Origin of the sequence: Amycolatopsis sp. lyj-108 (assembly GCF_046549005.1) — a bacterium.
Lineage (GTDB): Bacteria > Actinomycetota > Actinomycetes > Mycobacteriales > Pseudonocardiaceae > Amycolatopsis.
Genome location: NZ_JAJPWQ010000006.1, coordinates 226,481 through 244,352, shown reverse-complemented (window position 1 = coordinate 244,352; position 17,872 = coordinate 226,481). Strand labels below are relative to the sequence as shown.

Sequence of the window (17,872 nt, the reverse complement as noted above, 5' to 3'; positions counted from 1 at the left end):
GGATGGCCGGTATTCACTGGGGAGGGGAACAGGATGGACTTCGCGCCTACCGCGGAACAACAAGAACTTCGTGACCGGGTGATCCGGTTCGCCAAGACCGACATCGGTACGCGGGCGGCGGAACACGACCGGGAAGGCACGTTCGACGAGGACGGCTGGAAGCTGTGCGCGGACTTCGGCGTGCTCGGCTGGCCGATCGCGAGCGAGTACGGCGGTTCCGGCTACGATCCGCTCACCGCGATCATGGCCTACGAAGGTCTCGGCTACGGATGTGCCGACAACGGCCTGGTGTTCGCGATCAACAACCACGTGTTCGCCTGCGCGGTCTACATCGCCGATCACGGAACGGAAGAGCAGCGGCGTCGGTGGCTGCCGTCCCTGTGCGACGGCTCGATGGTCGGGGCGCACGCGTTGTCCGAACCGGAGACCGGGTCGGACATGCTTTCCCTGACCACCAAGGCCGTCCGGTCCGGGGACGGCTATGTCCTGACCGGCACCAAGAAATTCATCAGCAACGGTCCGCGCGCCGATCTGTTCATCGTGTTCGCGAGGACGAGTGAAACTGAAGCCCCGCAACGGTCGATCTCGGCCTTCGTGGTGGAGCGGGACACTCCCGGTCTCTCCACGGAACTGATCCCCAAGGCCGGGTTGCGGGGTACGCCGATGGGCGAGATCGTCTTCGACGGCTGCGTGCTGGGAGAGGATCAGCGGCTCGGCGCCGAAGGTGCCGGATATCAGCTGTTCACCTCCACCATGGAGTGGGAACGCGGGTTCATGTTCGCCAGCGGCGTCGGTGTGCTGGCGCGACTGCTCGACCGCTGTGTCGAATACGCGAGCACGCGGCAGCAGTTCGGCCGGGCGATCGGCGCTTTCCAGGCGGTGTCGCACAAGATCGCCGACATGCGGGTCCGGCTGGAGCTGGCACGGCTGTTGCTCTACAAGGTCGGCTGGCTGCGCGCGCGGGGCAGGCTCGCCCTGCACGAGGCGTCGATGTTGAAGCTGTATGTCAGCGAAAGCCTGAGCGTCAGCGCGCTGGACGCGATGCAGATCCACGGTGCCCGTGGCTACACCGAAGAACTGGGCATCGAACGGGAACTGCGGGATGTGCTGGCGGGCACGATCTACGGCGGTACCTCGGAAATCCAACGGTCCATCATCGCCGGCCTGCTCGGTGTTCCCACGTCGGTCTGAGGAGGACGAATGCACGACTATCGGCTCGATCTGGAAAAACCGCTGATCGACGCTCATCTCGACGAGTTGCGCCGCCGCGTCTATTTCGTGTCGGAGGACATCGTCGACTTCCAGCTGGTCTTCTCCGGCAACGAGGTGGTCGCCGTGGTGGTGACGACCGACGAGCCCGCGGACGCCGCTGAGCTCTCCAGGAAGCTGGAGTTCGTCGTCGAGAACGACGTGCGGACCCAGCTGCCGACACCGCCGAAGGTGGTGTGGCGTTCCGGCTCCACCCGGGTGCCGCTGTCCGACGTCTTCGAGGGGATGCTGGCCGATGGCGTGGTGCACGAGATCGGCCCGGGTCAGGTGGCGCTCGGCGAACCGGCGATCACCGCGCTGAACACGCTGGACGGATTGCTGCGCCACATCATCGACGACGAATTCGACGCGCGCGAATACCGGTATCCCACGCTGCTCCCGGTCACCGCGCTGCATCGCAGTGGCTACCTGTCGTCGTTTCCGCAGCACATGATGTTCGCCGCCCGCCTGGACGGCGACGTCGACACCTATCGCGCCTTCGCGAAGGAAGTCGGCGAGCGCGCCCAGATCGGTGAACACATCCTCGGGAAATGCGGTCCGGTGGACCGGTGCCTGCCGCCGACGATGTGCTACCACACCTTCGACCAGTTCTCCGGGTCCACATTGGACAGGGAGAACATGGTGGTGACGGCGAAGGGCGGTTCGTTCCGGCACGAGGCCCGTTACCACCGGACGCTGGAACGGCTGGCGGACTTCACCATCAGGGAGACGGTCTTCCTCGGCTCGGCCGAGTTCGTCCGGAGCGCCAGGGACCGGTTCCGGGACAGGGCGATCGAGCTGGTCGCCGAACTCGGGCTCGCCGGACGGTGCGAGGTCGCCAACGACCCGTTCTTCGCCAGTGTCGAAGGAGCGGCGCGAGCTTCTTCGCAACGGCTGCTCGAACTCAAACACGAGTTGCATCTGGATGTCGGCCCGCAGGGGCAGAGCATCGCGGTCGGCTCGTTCAACCTCCATGAACAACATTTCGGCGAAGCCTTCGGCATCAAGGGCCCGGACGGCGAGGTGGTGTATTCGGCCTGCGTCGGCTTCGGGTTGGAGCGCCTGACCTACGCGGTGCTGTGCCAATACGGATGGGACATGGCCGACTGGCCGGAACCGCTGCGGCAGCGGGCCGGAAGGCTTCTTCGAGCGACCAGGGGAGATCGATGACGGACACCACTACGGTCAGGCGCGTCGGCGTACTCGGCGCCGGCACGATGGGCATCGGCGGCGCGCACGCGTTCGCTGCGGGCGGATTGCCCGTGGTGCTGGTGGACATTTCCCGTGCCGCCCTCGACCGCGCGCGCGACGAGATCGCCAACAACGCCAGGCTTTACGGGATGCTCAACCGCGCGCTCGCGGGAAGTACGCCCGCGGAAGTGCTCTCGCGCATCACTTTCACCACCGAGGCGGACGAACTCGCCGATGTCGATTTCGTGGTGGAGAACGTCACCGAGAACTGGGAGGTGAAGCAGGCCCTGTACCGCGAGATCGACCGGATCTGCTCGCCGCGGTGCGTTTTCGGGGTGAACACCTCGGCCATTCCCATCACCAAGGTGGCGTCGGTGACCGAACGCCCCGACCGGGTCATCGGAACCCATCTGATGAACCCCGTACCGCTCAAACCGCTGGTCGAGGTCATCCGCGGTTTCCACACCTCGCCCGAGACCATCGACCTCACCCGTGAGGTCTTCCGCCGCATCGGCAAGGATTGCGTCGTGGTCGAGGATTCCTCGGGCTTCGTGACCAACCGTGTCGCGATGCTGTCGGTCAACGAGGCGATTCTCCTGCTCCAGGACAACATCGCCTCGGCAGGTGACATCGACCGGCTTTTCCGGCAGTGCCTCGGGCATCAGATGGGACCGCTGGAGACCGCGGACCTCATCGGGCTGGACACCGTTCTCTATTCCCTCGAAGTGCTGCTCGACAATTTCAACGATCCCAAGTTCCGGCCGGCTCCGCTGCTCCGCAAACTGGTCGCGGCCGGTCGGCTGGGTCGCAAGAGCGGCCATGGTTTCTACCCCTACGAGCCGGTCAACGCCGGGACTATGGCAGGTGCCGAATGACTGAGGACCGTATTTCGATCATCCGCGCTTTCATCGCGCAGAACGTCCGTGACACCGAACTCACCGACGATCACGACATCTTCGCCACCAGCAGCGTCAGCTCGATGTTCGCCGTCCAGCTGGTGATGTGGGTCGAGCGGACCTTCGGCGTCGCCGTGGTCCCCGCCGACCTCGACATCGCCAACTTCCGGACGGTCAACCACGTGGCCAAGTTCGTCGAGTCCAGGCTCGGCGCGGTCGCCGAGAAAGAAGGCGCGCCGGCGTCGTGACCGCGACATCCCCGGCCGGTGCCGCCTCCCCGGTGACAGCGCCCCTGCCCGGCGCGCTGCCACCGGGGGCCTGCCACGTGTGGTGGGCGAGTACCGAGCAGGCGTCCGATCGGCACCTGGCCCTGCTGGACCCGGTCGAACGGGCGCGCCGCGCGGGTATCGCGGGGCAGGCGGACCGGGACCGGTTCACCGTGGGCTGTGCGCTGCTTCGCCTGACGGCGGGCGGCTACACCGGCGTGGCGCCGGAACGGGTCCGGATCACCCGGTCCTGTCCGGACTGCGCCCTCCCGCATGGCAAGCCTGCCGTCCTCGACGGGGACATCGAGGTCTCGGTGTCGCATTCGGGCAGGCGGATCGCGGTCGCGGTGTCCAGTGCCGGCGCTGTCGGCGTCGACGTCGAAGAGATCCGCGCCGACGCCGACGTCCGGGGGATGGCCGCGTACGTGCTGTCCCCCGTGGAATCGGCCCGGCCCGCCACCCCCGGCGTCGACGAGTTCGCGGCTTTCTACACGTCCTGGACCAGGAAGGAAGCCATCGTGAAGGCGACGGGGGACGGGTTGCGAACGCCCTTGTCGAGCCTCACCCTTTCCCCGCCGGGAGAAGGGGTGAGGCTGCTGGCGGCGGAGGGACGGGACGGGCTGCGGGGCCAGGTCACGATCAAGGATCTCGCGGCGGGCCACGGGTACGCCGCGGCCGTCGCGGTGCTCGGGCCCCGGCTCCTCGAGGTTCGCGAACTGGACGGAAACGCGCTCTTGGCCTGTGAAGACCGCAACCGGGTCCGCACTGTGGACGTGCTGGTCGGCACGGACGGTCGTTGCCGACAATGACCCGCATGACCGGAACCGGCCTGACCGACGAAGCCACCTACGACCGCGTTCGGCTCGCCCAGTGGCGTTCGGGGGAGGCGCGGGGCGACGGGATATCGCGGCGTGGGCTGCTTCGGCTGGCGGCCGGTGGGTCACTCGCGCTGACGGCGTTCGGCACGGTGCCGGGAACGGCGTCGGCGGCCTCGCCGATCGTGAAGCCCTTGCCGCCGGAGATCTTCGAGGTCTACGGCACCAACGCGGAGACGCGCTGGGAGGCGTTGAGCGGGCAGGGCTATCTGACGCCGGTCGAGCGGTTCTTCGTGCGAAATCACACCGCCACCCCATCGATCGACGCGGGCACCTGGCGGCTGAAGCTGTTCGGAACCGGGTTGCGAGGCGCGCCGACGGCGGACAGGCCTGTCGAATTCACCTACCGTGACCTGCTCCGATCACCTTCGGAGACGATCACTTCCGCGATCGAATGCGCGGGCAACGGGCGGAGTTTCTTCACCGGCCAGCAAGGGCAGGCGGTGTCCGGCACGGCGTGGAAGCTCGGCGCGATCGGGGTCGCCCGCTGGCGCGGTGTCCGGCTTTCCACCGTGCTGGCCAAAGCGGGATTGACGCGGCACGCGGTGGACGTTCTGCCGGAAGGACTGGACGCCGACTACGTCACCGGCGGGGTCGATCTGGGGAAGGTGCGCCGCCCGCTGCCGGTCGCGAAAGCGTTGCAGGACGTTTTGCTGGCCTACGAGATGAACGGGCGTCCGCTCCCGCCGGACCACGGCCATCCGGTGCGGCTCGTCGTGCCGTCCTGGGCCGGGATCTCGTCCATCAAATGGCTGGGGCGTATCGAAGTCTCGGAAACGCCACTGGTGTCGCCGTGGAGCACGCAGTACTACCGGCTGCTCGGGCCGGACTATCCGGCCGACGGCACGGTCGTCACCCGGCAGGTGGTCAAGAGCGCGTTCGAACTGCCCTGGAACGCCGAGTTCGCGGCAGGCGGCAGGCAGGTGCTGCGCGGCCGGTCATGGTCGGGCAACGGCCGGATCCGCCGGGTGGAAGTCGACACCGGCGACGGCTGGCGGCAGGCGAAATTCGTGGGCGCGGCGGCGGATCGGGGCTGGCAACGCTGGGAATTCCCTTGGCGCCCCGCGGTTTCCGGTGCACATACCCTCCGGGCGCGGGCCACGGACATCACCGGCGTCACCCAGCCGGAAGTGACCCCGTTCAACACCCAGGGCTACCTGTTCGACGCCGTCGTCCGGCATCCGGTCCGGGTGGTGTGAGATGACACAGCCGCTCACGGTGAGCCAGGAACCGGCCGTCGAACTGACGCTGGCGTTACGGGTGAACACCGACTCCGAACACGCCGCCGCGATCGCCGCGCGCCTGCTTGAGTCCTTTGAGGACACTGTCGGCGTGACCCTGACGGCACGCACCGTCCCGGCGGATTCCGGCCAGGTCATCGAACTCGCCGGACGACGGCGACGATCCGGCGAATCCGCGCCACCACTGCGCATCGAACCCGATTCGCGGCGAGTGCTGCTGCATGGCGAGGTACTGGAGTTCACCAGACTGGAATTCGACCTCCTGCTGTTCCTGAGCCGGAACCCGGACCGCGTCTTCGACCGCCTCACGCTGATGGCGCAAGTGTGGGGGCTGTCCGGCGGCAACGGGCGGACCGTGGACGTCCACGTCCGCAAGATCCGCGGGAAACTCGAACCCGTGCTGACGCCGATCACGACGGTGCGCGGGGTCGGCTACCGGTTCGACGGGGCGGGCCAGGTGCTCATCGCGGACTGATCATCACCGGGGCGAAGCCGGGATGCCAGGATACGAGCCGTGACTCCGACCTACGTTTTCGTACACGGTTCCAGCAGCGCCTCGTTCACCTGGGGTCCGCTGCAACGCGAACTCGCCCTGCTCGGCCACCGCACGCTGGCCGTCGACCTTCCCGGACACGGGTTCGCCGCCGGTTTCCACGCCGCGTACCAGGCGCCGCAAGACCTCGAAGCGCTGGCAACGGCACCGTCGAACCAGGCGGGTGTCACGCTGGCCGATGCCGTCGAGCAGGTGGTGGACGTCGTGCGCGAGGTCGCCGAGTACGGGCCGGTCATCCTGGTCGGGCACAGCCGGGGTGGCGTCACGCTCACCGGGGTCGGCAACGCCGTCCCGGAACTGATCGACCGGATCGTCTACATCTCCGCGTGGTGCTGCGTCGACGCGACGGTGGGCGAGTACATGCAGGGGCCCGAGTACGCGAGCAGCGCGCTCAACGACGTCGGCGGTGTCGTCGTCGCCGATCCCGCCGTGCTCGGCGCGCTCCGGATGAACTGGCGCACCGCCGATCCCGCGCTGCTGGCCGCGTTGAAGACCGCGATGCTCGAAGACGGCACCGAGCAGGAATTCTTCGCCTACCTCAACACTCTTGAGCCGGACGAGAGCCTCGACGCCGGTACCGAACGCGCCGACGCGGCCACCTGGGGCCGGATCCCGCGCACCTATCTCAGGCTCACCGAGGACCGGTCGATGCCGCTCGCGCTGCAGGACCGCTTCATCAAGGAGGCGGACGCGCTCACCCCGGACAACCCGACCGACGTGCGCTCGCTCGTGAGCAGCCACGTCCGTTTCCTCATCCACCCGAAGGAGGCGGCCGCCGTCCTCGCCGGGCTCGCGTAGTCCCGCGGGTACCGTTCCGCCGGGGGAGGCGGAGACCCGAAAGCGATGACGGACAGTTCACCAAAGGTCGTCCGCCGGATCGACGCCGCTGGTCATCGTGGGTGTCGTCGTGGTGCTGGCCGCCTTGCTCGCGACGGACCGTCAGGGAGCGACAAGCCCGGCTTCGTAGGCGAAGATCGTCAGCTGGACCCGGTTGGTCGCGTCGAGTTTCGCGAAGATCCGGGTGATGTGGGTCTTCACGGTCGCTTCGCTCAGGTGCAGTTCCGCGCCGATTTCGGCGTTGGTCCCGCCCTGCGCGACGGCCGTGACGATGTCGCGCTCACGCTCGGTCAGGGTCTTCAGTCCCGCTCGCGCTCGATGGCGGCGAGGGCTCGTCCTGGTCGCGACGAAATGCCCGATGAGTTTCCGCGTCGTCCGAGGCGACAGCATCGCCTCGCCCGCCGCGACCACGCGCACCGCGTCGATGATCTCCTGCGGTGACCCCTCTTTCAGCAGGAATCCGCTGGCGCCCGCGCCGAGCGCGTCGAAGACGTACTCGTCGAGGTCGTACGTGGTCAGGACGAGGACCTTCGGCGGGTTGGGCAGCGCGGTGACGGCGGCGGTCGCGACGAGGCCGTTCATCCGCCGCATCCTGATGTCCATCAGCACGACGTCGGGAGCGTGCATCGTCACCTTCGGCACGGCCTCGTCCCCGTCGCCTGCTTCCGCGACGATCTGGATGTCTCCCGCGCTCGACAGGATCATCGACAAGCCGGTTCGCACGAGGGGGTCGTCGTCGACGAGCAGCACTCGCAGTGGGCGCTGGTTCACCCGGACAGGTTAGTGGTGTCCCCACGGTAGCCAAGCCCGGACGGCGAATGCGCGCTCTTCGGTGGGGCCGGTGCTGACGTTCCCGCCGATCAGCGTGACGCGTTCGCCGATCCCGGTCAGCCCGGAGCCCGCACCCGGCGCCTTGCCGGCGGGAGCCGTCGCGGGCAGCGGATTGACGACCTCGACGGTGAGCCCGTTCCCCGGCCCTCCGCGAACCGAAACCTCGGCCGTCGCGCCCGGAGCGTGTTTCAGGATGTTGGTCATCGACTCCTGGACGATCCGGTACGCGGTCGTGCCGAGCAACGCCGGCGCGCCGCCCGCGTCGTCCAGCAGGATCGTCACGTTGACCCCCAGCCCGGCCCGGCGGGCGTTGGCGACCAGTTCGGGGATGTCCGCCAGCGTCGGCTGCGGTGGTTCCGGATGGGTCCCGTTCTCCCCGTTTTCGCCGAATCCCTGGCCATCGCGCAGCACACCGATGACCTGCCTCAGATCTTCGAGCGACTGGCGCGCCGTCGTGCGGACTGTCTTCGCCGCTTCCGTCGTCGCGGGTCCTTTGCTGACCTCGAGCGCGCCGGCCTGCAGGGACAGCAGGGAAAGCCGGTGCCCGAGGACGTCGTGCATCTCGCGCGCGATCCGGGTGCGTTCCGCGCGGCGGGTCATTTCGGCGCGGAGTTCCTCTTCCTTGGCCTCGCGGATCGCGAGGGTGTCCTGCATCCCGCGCACGACCCCGACGGTGAGCGGCACGGCCGTCAGCACGACGGCGACCGTCAGCGTTCCCATCACCTGCACCGCGGAGAACTGCTCGCCGACGATCTGCCCCGCGACGGTCACGTCGGGATGGCGGTTGGCGTCGCCGAACAACGCCCACGCCGTGGCGAGGAAGACGAGCACGGACCCGAGCCAAAGGAAACGGTCGCGGCGGCGCGCGGCCAACGCGGCGAGGGCGACCAACGCGGCCAGCGCGTCGGAGCGGAAGCAAAGCGGCGGCACCAAGGCGATGGCGAGGACGAGTTCCGGCCATTTGTGCCGCCAGCAGAGCATGACGGCGGCGCCGATACCGGTGAAGAAGCCGAGCGCGGACCACCAAGTCGGTTCGAACTCTTTCGTCGCCGGAAGATAACCCTGGGCGCTGAAGACGAAAATGCTGCTGATCACGCACGCCGCGACCGCCACCACGGTGAGCACCACACCGAGCACACGCCTTGCCATGCGCTGAGCGTACGCAGGCGGGCCGGGCCACCCGCATCAGCGGAACCGATCCTTCGAAACGCGCGGATTACGACTTTCGTCGTAACGGGTCGGCGCGCCGAGGACGATGCGGCCGCCTCGGGATCACTGGTTGTATGCCGCCTCGTTCATCCCGTTGGAAAGGAAAACCCCCGTGACCCAGCAAACCCCCTACACGCCGGCCCCGCAAGCCCCCGCCAGCCCGATGCCGCCCCGCAACGGCATCGGCGTCACGGGCTTCGTCCTCGGCCTGGTGGGGCTGGTCTTCTCCCCGATCCCGTTCGTCGGCGTCATCGCGTGGCCGCTGGTGATCCTCGGCCTGATCTTCTCGATCATCGGGCTGATCCGCGTCAAGAACGGGAAGGCCTCCAACAAGGGGCTCTCCATCACCGGTATCGCCTTGTCCGCACTCGGCCTCGTGGTCTGCGTGGTGTGGATCTTCGTGTTCAACGCGGCGGTCAACGAAGTCAACAACGAGATCAACCGCACCGCGAAGGTGTCCTACGAGATCACCGGTGACGCCACGAACGTCGAGGTCATCTACGGCGAGGTGCTCAACCCCGTCACCGAAACGGTTCCGGCGCTGCCGTGGAACAAGGAAGTCGAGAACAAGGGCGTCTACAAGGGCGGGACGCTCACGGTGACCACCGGCGAGACCGGCGGCTCCGTCACCTGCAAGATCACCGTCGACGGCGCCGTGGTTTCGACCAAGACCGCTTCCGGCGAATTCGCGATGGCCGCCTGCACCGGAGTGTGACGGCCGGACCGTGAAAGGCCTCCTTCGCCATTCTCGGGGTGGCGGGGAGGCCTTCGCGATTCCGGCATGATGCGGTCATGAGCCATCCGTTCGCCCCGCCCGCCCACGAACGCCACTGGATCGAAACCGTCACCGAACTGGCGAGGGACTTCGCGGCGAGTGCCGCCGAGTTCGACGAAACGGCCGAGCTGCCCATCGCCAACCTCCGCGCGTTGCACGCGACCGGACTCGACAGGGCGACGTTGCCCGCGGAATTCGGCGGTGAAGACCTCAGCTACCGGACCTACGGCGAGATCGTCCGGATCCTCAGCGCCGCCTGTTCGTCGACCGCGTGCGTCTGGGTGATGCACATCGGCGCCGCGGTCGGGCTGGTCCAGCTGTCCGCTCCCGAAGTGGGCCGCTTCTACGCCGGGGAACTCATCGACGGCAAGCGGTTCGCCAACGCGCTGTCGGAACCCAGCAGCGGCAACATGTTCCTGATGCCGCAACAGATCGCCGAGCCTGTCGAGGGTGGGCACCGGCTCACCGGCGCCAAGCGGTTCGTTTCCGGTTGCGAGGTCGCCGACCACTTCCTGGTGAACGCGCTCGTCGACGGCGTGCCCACGTTCTTCGGCGTCTCGCCGGACGAAACGATGACCTTCGTGCCCATCTGGGACACGATGGGACTGCGCGCCAGCAGGAGCCAGCTCGTCTCCCTCGAAGGGACGGTCCTGCGAGAAGACCGCAGGTGTCCGCCCTCGGCCGAGCAACGCCCGAACCACATCGCGGCGGGCCTCGCCTTCTTGTCCTTGGGGATCGCCGACGCGGCGGAGGACGCTCTGATCGCGCACTCCCGAAGCCGAGTCATCCCGGTGACCGGACAGCCACTCGCCGAAATGCAATGGCTGCAGTTCGAAGTCGCGGACGTCCACACGCGCCTCGAAGCCGCGCGTATGTACTCCCGGAACATGGCGTGGCTTGCGGATCAGAACTCGCCGGAGTTCATGCCCGCGACCATGACCGCGAAGGTGCTTGCGAACGAGATCGCCCGCGACGTCGCCCAGCTGGCGCTGAAGGCGGGCGGCGGTTCGGGCTTCCTGCGCACTTCGCCGATCCAGCGACTGTTCCGGGACGCGCAGGCAGGCGGCCTGATGGCTTACTCGGCCGAAGTCTGCAAGGACCGGATAGGCAAGACGGTGCTCCTGCCGCAGGACTGACCTCGGATGGCCGGCCGGGTGACGTCAAGCCCGGCCGGTCCCGCCGAAGCGGGTCAGCAGCAGCCGGTGCCGCTGCAGTCGCAGTCGCAACAATCGTCGTTACGCATGGTCATCCACCTCCTCCCTCGGGTTCGCGGTCAGGCGGGCACCAGGCGCCGGGAAGCGGATCGGCGCATTTGGCGCCGGACATCCCGGACAGCATGGAAGTGAGTTCGGCGTGCAGTTCGCCGAGCCGCGTCATCTCCGCTTCGATCTCGGTGAGATGGCGTTCCAGCATGGTTTCGGCGGGTTCACACGGGCAGACCCCGGTGTCGCGCACGCTCAGCAGGTCACCGATCTCCGTCAGCGTCAGCCCGAGCCGCTGGGTGCCGCGGATGAACCGCAGCCTGTCGATGACGTTCTCGTCGTAGCGCCGATGCGCCCCGGTCGTCCGCGCCGGGGCGGGCAGGAGACCGATGCGCTCGTAGTAGCGCACCGTGTCCGGCCGCACCCCGGCACGGGCGGTCACCTGGGACATGGTCAACGCCGCTAGTGCCGTCGTCGCTTCGGTTCGCATGACATGAGGGTAGAACTTGGACCCGGCTCCAGAATCAAGCGCGAAATTCGACTGGGCTCACCAGAAGAAGACGACGGCCCCGCGCGTCCGCATCATTCGAAAGGGTGGAAACGGCGAGAGGACGGCACGGTGACTGACTTCCGGAACGTGATCAAGGACCTCACCACGGAGGGCGAACAGGTCGACGCCCTGGTGGCCGGCCTGGACGACGCGGGATGGGAGCTGCCGACACCCGCGGCGGGCTGGTCGGTCAAACACCAGATCGCCCATCTCTCCTTCATCTTCAAGATCGCCGGGTTGTCCGCGGGCGAGCCGCGGAAGTTCGCCGAAGTCATGAAGAGCTCGATGGTGCGCGGGTTCGACGCCGCCGTCAACGCGGCCCTCGACGACTACCTCGGCGACCCCAACGAGGTCCTGCTCGGCCGCTGGCGCGCCGAACGCGACGCCGGCATCAAGGCGCTCGCCGCGGTCCCGGCGGGCCAGGTCGTGCCGTGGCTGGTCAACCCGCTGCCGCCGGCGATCCTCGCCTGCGCCGGGATGATGGAACTGTTCGCCCACGGGCAGGACGTCGCGGACGCGCTGGGCGTGCGGCCGGAGCGGACGGACCGGCTCGCGTACCTCGTCGGCTTCGCCGTCCGGGTGCGGGACTTCGGCTACGAGGCGCGGGGCCTGACCCCGCCGGAGCAGGAGTTCCGGTTCGAGATCACCTCGCCGTCCGGCCGGTTGTGGACGTTCGGACCCGAGGACTCGCGGCAGCGGATCACCGGGAGCGCGGAGGACTTCTGTCTCCTCGTCACGCGGCGTCGTCATCGCGAGGACCTCGACATCCGTGCCGAAGGCGCGCTGGCCGACCACTGGCTGGACATCGCGCAGGCGTACCGCGGCCCCGCGGGCGAGGGACGGGCGCCGGGACAGTTCGACCGCTGAAAACCGCGCCACTTCGGTGGCGATACGGCATCCTCGAAGTCGCGATCAACTCCGCTCGGTGCGATCGTCGTTGGCACACGGGGTCTAGGAGGCGATCGTGGCAAGGGTGTGGCTGATCAGGCATGGGGAAAGCGAGTCCAACGCGGGTCTTCCCGGCGGGGAGCCAGGGGCTTCGGCGCTGACCGGACTCGGCCGACGGCAGGCCGTCGAAATCGCGGATTCGCTGGCCGAACCGCCTCGGTTGATCGTGACGTCGCCGTTCGTGCGGGCGCGGCAGACCGCCGAGCCGACGATCGAGCGGTTCCCCGGCGCGGAGCTCGAAGAGTGGCCTGTCCAGGAGTTCACCTTTCTCGGCGAACTCCATGGACAGGTCACCACCACGGCCACCCGTAAGCCGTACACCGAGGCGTACTGGGATCGGGCCGATCCCCACCACGCGGTGAACGGCGCGGAATCCTTCGCCGCCCTCTACGCCCGGACCCAGGACTTCCTGGCGCGATTGGGAGAACGGGAACCCGGCCCGATCGCCGTCTTCACGCACGGGCTCTTCATCCGAGCGGTCATGTGGTCGCTGCTGACCGGGATCACCACCCCGGACAGCGAGGCCATGCGCGGATTCCGGACGTTCGCCGACACCTATCAGGTGCCGAACGGCAACATCACCGAATTGCGGTACACCGCCGGAAAGCGGACTCCGCGAGTGGTGGTACCGCTCGCCTCACGGTTCGCCGACCGCTAGGGCTTCAGCAGCAGCTGGAGCTTGTTCACCCCGGTCATGTTCGGGCTGGGGATGAACGACGGCGGAACGGCCGGATCGGTACGCAGAGCCGGGAACCGGTCCAGCAGGATGTTGAGCGCCGTCTTGCCTTCCAGCCTGGCGAGCGGGGCGCCGATGCAGAAATGGATCCCGCGGCCGAAGGCCAGATGCGGGTTGTGCGACCTCGCCGGATCGAAGGTGCCGGGATCCTTGAACGTGCGCGGATCCCGGTTCGCCGCCGCGACCCAGATGGCGAGCATGCTGTCCGCGGGGACCGTCTTTCCGCCCAGTTCGACGTCGGTCGTCGTGGCACGGGCGACGAGGGCGAACGGGCTGAGGAAGCGCAGCGATTCCTCGATGGTGGCGGGCAGCAGTGCCCGGTCCTCGCGGACGCGGCGGTACTCGTCCGGATGGGAATCCAGGCACAGCACCGTGTTCCCGAGCAGCATCGTGGTGGTGATGTGCCCGGCGAGCAGCAGCACGTTCGCGAAGTTGACGACCTCGTTCTGCGTGAGTTTCGCGCCGTCCACCTCGGCTTCGACGAGTTTGGTCAGCAGGTCCTCGCGCGGGTTCCGCCGCCGGTCCTCGACGTGCTCGGCGAGGTAGTTCACCAGGTTCTTCAGCTGCTCCGCGGTTTCCTCGGAGGCCTTCTTGTCCTCCTCGGTCTGCTTGATCAGCGACCGCTGCTGGCTGTTCCGCAGCATCGTGTCGACCCATTCCTTGAACAGGTCGCGATCGCTCGCCGGGATGCCGAGCAGTTCGGCGATGACGATCACCGGCAACGGATAAGCCAGATGCGTCACCAGTTCCATCGAGTCCGCGCCGTCGACCTCGTCGAGGAGTTCGTTCGTCAACGCGGCGATCCGCGGTTCGAGATCCGCGACGACCTTCGGCGTGAAGGCGTGACTCACCAGCGTGCGCAGCTTCTTGTGGTCCGGCGGGTCCATCTGGAGCAGGTTGCCCTCGACGAACAGGTCCTTGTCCGGTGCGATCTCCTGGGGGATCAGCCGGGCGGTGTCGGACGAGAACACCTTGGGATCACTCAGGGTCTCCAACGCCTCGGCGTGGCCGTAGACGTTCCACATGCCCGTCTCGGCGTCGAAGTGGACCGGGTCGGCCGGGAATTCTCCTCGAAGCCAGAACTGGCCTTCGTGGACGCCCCAGGTTTCGGCGATCGTGGTCATGGCTTGCCCCCTTCTTCTCGTGGTGGAGGAGCTCGGATCAAGCGGGCTCCCCGGCACCGTCCTTCCGGTAGATCCAGGCGCGATAAGACGAGATCAGCTCACGGAACGCCTGGATCACTTCGGCCGCCGTGGCGGCCAGATCCGCCTTGGACGGTGGCTCCGGCGGCTCGAACGCCGTCCGGATGATGTGCGCGAGGGCGTCGGCCTTCTCTTCGGAGGTGAGGCCGGTGCCGTCGGTGGTGAAGCTGTCCATCAGGTAGAACCCCAGCGCCGCGGCGCGGAGGGAAAAGAGCAGGTTCGGGATGTCGTCGCGCAACAGGCCCCGGTCGGTCATCGTCTTCAGGTACCGATCGGTCACGACCGCGTCCTGATCCTGCAAGGGATGTTTCTTCAGCCTGCCCAGCATTTCGGTGTTACCGGTGATGAGTGCGCCGAGCAGCGGGTTTCGCTGGGTGTACAGGAAAATGGCCCGGTGGAACCGATGCGGGGCGACTTCCGCCGGATCCTCGTCCAGCCGATCGAGAATGGTCTCGGCTGCTCGAAGGGATTCACGCAGGAGCAACGCGTGGAACAGGGTTTCCTTGGTGGGCCAATGCAGGTAGATCGTGCCCTTCCCGATGCCCGCCTGGCTCGCGATGTCCTCGATGGTCACCTTGCGATAGCCCAGCCGCGACAGCAGGACGCCGGCCGCGTCGAGGATGCGATCGGCGCGGCCGGCGGTGCGGTCCGGACGTTCTGCCACGTGCGCTCCCAGTCTCTGACGTCGTGACCAGATTTGCTCATCTGGTCATCCGGTCAAGTTCGACGGTAGCGCCAGGCACGGGGATCCGGCAAGGAAATGGACGAGTTCTTAACGCAGCCGGTGGGCGAGCATGAAGTTCCAGATGACCGGCGTGGCGTCGATGACGGTCGGAGTGGCGGAGTCGTTGTTCGGCGCCGTGCTCGGCCAGACATGCCCGGCGCCTTCGACCCGGTAATGCTGGAGCGAGCAACCGAGCCAGCGCTGGACGGTGACGTCGGCCTGCGGCGAGTACTGGATCGGGCGCGGGAAGCAGCCGTTCCGGTCGGACCACGCGGCGAGCCAGTCCGGCAGTGTCGGCAGGCCCTTTGCGGGATTTCCGGTGTAAGGGATCGTCGCGTCGGCCGTTCCGTGGAAGTCGAGGATCGGAGCGGGACGCGACGGGTGGCATTCGCCGCCTTGCGGATAGAACGCGCCGGCGACCGGGGCGAACGCCGCGATCCGGCCCGGCATCCGGCAAGCGAGGACGCCGACGAACCCACCGCCGTTCGACTTGCCCGTCGCGTAGATCCGGCGGGAATCGACGCACAGTTCACGCTGGAGCGTGTTCAGCAGATCGCTGGTGAAGAGCACGTCGTCAGCGGCCGCGGAATACGGCGCACCGGTCCACGCCGACTCACCGTCAGTACCCGGAAGTCCTTGCGGGTAGACGGAAATCGCGTCATACGCGGAAAACCCGGACAGCTCCTCCTGATACTTCGACGTCCGTTTGTGGCCATGGAACGACAACACCAGCGGGTACGGGCGCGAAGGCCGGTATCGCGGCGGAACGTGCACCGTGTACTCGCGGACCAAGCCCCCCGACGTCACGGTCCGCAGTGTCGTCGCCCCGGCCGGCACCGGAGACGGACGGTGACAGCCGGTGGTCCGCACCGGATGATCGATCGGCGACGGCGCGGCCGACGTCACCGGTGCGGCCGACGCCACCGGCGCGGCGAGCAGGCTCAGTCCGGCAGCGGCGGCGGCCGTCAGAGCGAGACGGCGCAGGGACTTCGTGGGACCAGGCACGCGATCCTCCTTGATCGGGCGGCAGGGCGGTGATCAGGGTCACCCCTGACGCGGGCCTGGTCAGCATTGTGTTCATTGAGTTTTCGGACCGCTTTTCACGCCACCCGCCGGCTTGGTCACCTCGCGGGCTGGGGCCGGTCAGCCGCAGGCGTGTTTCGCCGCGAGCACGCGGGTCACTGCCTCGTCGACCCGGGCGGCCGGGAGGTCACCGGACGCAAGCGCTTGCTCCAGCGTGGCCAGCACCGTGCCGACGTTGCCGCCGGAAGACCACAACGCCTGATCCGCCCCGGCCTGCAAGGCCTTGAGCACAGCCGTCTGCAACGGGTACTGCGACGTGATCGCCTTCATCGCCCCGAGATCGTCCGTGATCACCGGGCCGTCGAACGCGTAGTCCTTCCGCAGCAGCCGGTACGCCGGCGCCGACAGGGTCGACGGTGTCCCGCCGGTCAGGTCGGGCACGTCCAGATGTCCGACCATGACGCCGATCTCGCCGTACTCGCCGATGTCGCGGTACGGCACCAGGTCGACCTTGCGCAGCGAGGCCAGCGGCGGCGTCCGCACCAGTCCCTTGTGGGAGTCCCCGGTGGCGTGTCCGTGCCCGGGGAAGTGCTTCAGCACCGGCTGCACCCCGGCGTCCCGCAGGCCCTGCGCGAACGCCAGGACGTACTTGCGCGCGACCTCCGGATCCGAGCCGAACGACCGGTCGCCGACGATGTCGCGGTCCGGCTGGTCGGTGATGTCGGCGTCGGGCGCGTAGTCGACGGTGACGCCACGAGCCCGCATCTGCCGTCCTCGCTCGGCGGCCTTCTTCCGCACCTGCGCCGGCGTCAGGGTCGAGGCCATCTTCCGGGCGCTGGGCATGTTGCCGTCGAGGGCGTCGATCCGTTGAACACGACCGCCTTCCTCGTCGATCGCCACCGATACCGGGATCTTCGCTGCGCGTTGGACCTCGTCCAGTGCACCGTTCTGCAACAGGGCCGTCTCGTTGCCGCCGAGGAAGATCCCGCCGACCTGCTGATCGCGCACCAGTTTCACCACTGCCTGCGGGTCGCCGGCGTTCACGCCGACCACCACCAGCTGAGCCAGTCGCTGCCGGGGGCTCATCCCGGCGACTACCGCTTCGCAGCCCGGAGCAGGCGCCTGCTCCGCCCTCGGTGACGGCGAGGGCGCGGGCTTGCCGGAGCTGGACGGGCTCGAAGCGACACTGCTGCTCGGCGGAGGTACCGTCCCCGCCGGCTGTGCCGAGCCTGCCTGGTCGTCCGCGGTGCCGCACTGCACGCTGGTGAGGAGAACGGTGGCGGCTCCCAGGATGACGGCCGTCCATCGCTTCGTCGTCTTCGGTCGCCCGGAGTTCATCGGCTCGTTTCGTTCGTCGTCCATGCCGGTATCGACGGTAACCCCAGTTGCCCTTTCGTACGCGCTCGCATGTCCTTTAGTGCGAGACCGGCTCGGTCCCACCTCCTTCCTCTTTCGTGTTCTCCCTCGTCAAGCCGGTGCTCGGCCTTGACAACTCGATCTGCTCCGCCGTAGATTACCACATGGTTATGAAACCGCAAGGTTATCCACCGTCCCGGTGCCGATGA

Annotated in this window: 19 protein-coding genes; 12 read left to right on the top strand and 7 right to left on the bottom strand. The window is 67.8% G+C overall.

Translation table 11 applies throughout. The features are described 5' to 3' along the window. Positions 1-33 precede the first annotated feature (33 nt). The 8 genes from ACLJO0_RS23185 to ACLJO0_RS23150 are packed head-to-tail and all read left to right on the top strand — an operon-like array spanning position 34 to position 7,068. Complete coding sequence (locus tag ACLJO0_RS23185) at positions 34-1,191, top strand: acyl-CoA dehydrogenase family protein (protein ID WP_410580496.1); 1,158 nt, start codon at positions 34-36, stop codon at positions 1,189-1,191. Positions 1,192-1,200: 9 nt separating this feature from the next. Beyond that, entirely contained in the window at positions 1,201-2,418 is a 1,218-nt protein-coding gene (locus ACLJO0_RS23180) for a hypothetical protein (protein WP_410580495.1), read from the top strand. After that, entirely contained in the window at positions 2,415-3,314 is a 900-nt protein-coding gene (locus ACLJO0_RS23175; protein WP_125791830.1) for a 3-hydroxyacyl-CoA dehydrogenase family protein, read from the top strand. The genes ACLJO0_RS23180 and ACLJO0_RS23175 overlap by 4 nt, the downstream gene beginning before the upstream one ends. Then, positions 3,311-3,583, top strand: a complete 273-nt coding sequence (locus ACLJO0_RS23170) for an acyl carrier protein (RefSeq protein ID WP_125791831.1) — start codon at positions 3,311-3,313, stop codon at positions 3,581-3,583. Before ACLJO0_RS23175 ends, ACLJO0_RS23170 begins: the two co-directional genes overlap by 4 nt. Further along, on the top strand, positions 3,580-4,410 hold the full coding sequence (locus ACLJO0_RS23165; protein ID WP_410580494.1) for a 4'-phosphopantetheinyl transferase family protein: 831 nt from the start codon (positions 3,580-3,582) through the stop codon (positions 4,408-4,410). The genes ACLJO0_RS23170 and ACLJO0_RS23165 overlap by 4 nt, the downstream gene beginning before the upstream one ends. A gap of 5 nt (positions 4,411-4,415) precedes the next feature. Further along, on the top strand, positions 4,416-5,675 hold the full coding sequence (locus tag ACLJO0_RS23160) for a sulfite oxidase (RefSeq protein WP_410580493.1): 1,260 nt from the start codon (positions 4,416-4,418) through the stop codon (positions 5,673-5,675). A 1-nt stretch (position 5,676) separates the two neighbouring features. After that, positions 5,677-6,192, top strand: a complete 516-nt coding sequence (locus ACLJO0_RS23155; RefSeq protein ID WP_410580492.1) for a winged helix-turn-helix domain-containing protein — start codon at positions 5,677-5,679, stop codon at positions 6,190-6,192. Between the two features lie 39 nt (positions 6,193-6,231). After that, positions 6,232-7,068 carry an alpha/beta fold hydrolase gene (locus ACLJO0_RS23150; protein WP_410580491.1) on the top strand — a complete coding sequence of 279 codons (837 nt, stop codon included), beginning with the start codon at positions 6,232-6,234 and terminating at the stop codon, positions 7,066-7,068. A 141-nt stretch (positions 7,069-7,209) separates the two neighbouring features. On the opposite strand, the gene ACLJO0_RS23145 is transcribed toward ACLJO0_RS23150, so the two are convergent. Beyond that, positions 7,210-7,857 (bottom strand): response regulator transcription factor, encoded by a 648-nt coding sequence (locus tag ACLJO0_RS23145; protein WP_410580718.1) that lies wholly within the window; start codon positions 7,855-7,857, stop codon positions 7,210-7,212. Between the two features lie 30 nt (positions 7,858-7,887). After that, positions 7,888-9,087 (bottom strand): sensor histidine kinase, encoded by a 1,200-nt coding sequence (locus ACLJO0_RS23140; RefSeq protein ID WP_410580490.1) that lies wholly within the window; start codon positions 9,085-9,087, stop codon positions 7,888-7,890. Between the two features lie 223 nt (positions 9,088-9,310). Between ACLJO0_RS23140 and ACLJO0_RS23135 the strand changes: the two genes are divergently transcribed. Together ACLJO0_RS23135 and ACLJO0_RS23130 are read left to right on the top strand one after the other, a co-directional pair. Next, positions 9,311-9,862, top strand: coding sequence for a DUF4190 domain-containing protein (locus ACLJO0_RS23135; RefSeq protein ID WP_125792868.1), 552 nt, complete (start codon positions 9,311-9,313; stop codon positions 9,860-9,862). Positions 9,863-9,939: 77 nt separating this feature from the next. Continuing rightward, a complete protein-coding gene (locus tag ACLJO0_RS23130) occupies positions 9,940-11,058 on the top strand; it encodes an acyl-CoA dehydrogenase family protein (protein ID WP_410580489.1) in 1,119 nt (372 codons plus the stop codon). Positions 11,059-11,167: 109 nt separating this feature from the next. On the opposite strand, the gene ACLJO0_RS23125 is transcribed toward ACLJO0_RS23130, so the two are convergent. Beyond that, positions 11,168-11,614, bottom strand: coding sequence for a MerR family transcriptional regulator (locus ACLJO0_RS23125; protein WP_410580488.1), 447 nt, complete (start codon positions 11,612-11,614; stop codon positions 11,168-11,170). A 129-nt stretch (positions 11,615-11,743) separates the two neighbouring features. Here ACLJO0_RS23125 and ACLJO0_RS23120 point away from each other — a divergent pair, with 129 nt between their 5' ends. Both ACLJO0_RS23120 and ACLJO0_RS23115 read left to right on the top strand, forming a co-directional pair. Next, positions 11,744-12,541: a TIGR03084 family metal-binding protein gene (locus ACLJO0_RS23120; RefSeq protein WP_410580487.1), complete on the top strand. Its 798-nt coding sequence runs from the start codon at positions 11,744-11,746 to the stop codon at positions 12,539-12,541. Positions 12,542-12,638: 97 nt separating this feature from the next. Beyond that, positions 12,639-13,280 (top strand): histidine phosphatase family protein, encoded by a 642-nt coding sequence (locus ACLJO0_RS23115; RefSeq protein WP_410580486.1) that lies wholly within the window; start codon positions 12,639-12,641, stop codon positions 13,278-13,280. On the opposite strand, the gene ACLJO0_RS23110 is transcribed toward ACLJO0_RS23115, so the two are convergent. The 4 genes from ACLJO0_RS23110 to ACLJO0_RS23095 form a co-directional block, all read right to left on the bottom strand. Beyond that, positions 13,277-14,482 (bottom strand): cytochrome P450, encoded by a 1,206-nt coding sequence (locus tag ACLJO0_RS23110; protein ID WP_410580485.1) that lies wholly within the window; start codon positions 14,480-14,482, stop codon positions 13,277-13,279. The genes ACLJO0_RS23115 and ACLJO0_RS23110 overlap by 4 nt on opposite strands. A gap of 37 nt (positions 14,483-14,519) precedes the next feature. Beyond that, entirely contained in the window at positions 14,520-15,224 is a 705-nt protein-coding gene (locus ACLJO0_RS23105) for a TetR/AcrR family transcriptional regulator (protein ID WP_410580484.1), read from the bottom strand. Between the two features lie 108 nt (positions 15,225-15,332). After that, complete coding sequence (locus tag ACLJO0_RS23100; RefSeq protein WP_410580483.1) at positions 15,333-16,289, bottom strand: alpha/beta hydrolase family esterase; 957 nt, start codon at positions 16,287-16,289, stop codon at positions 15,333-15,335. Between the two features lie 138 nt (positions 16,290-16,427). Further along, positions 16,428-17,669 (bottom strand): glycoside hydrolase family 3 N-terminal domain-containing protein, encoded by a 1,242-nt coding sequence (locus ACLJO0_RS23095; RefSeq protein WP_410580482.1) that lies wholly within the window; start codon positions 17,667-17,669, stop codon positions 16,428-16,430. Positions 17,670-17,872 lie beyond the last annotated feature (203 nt).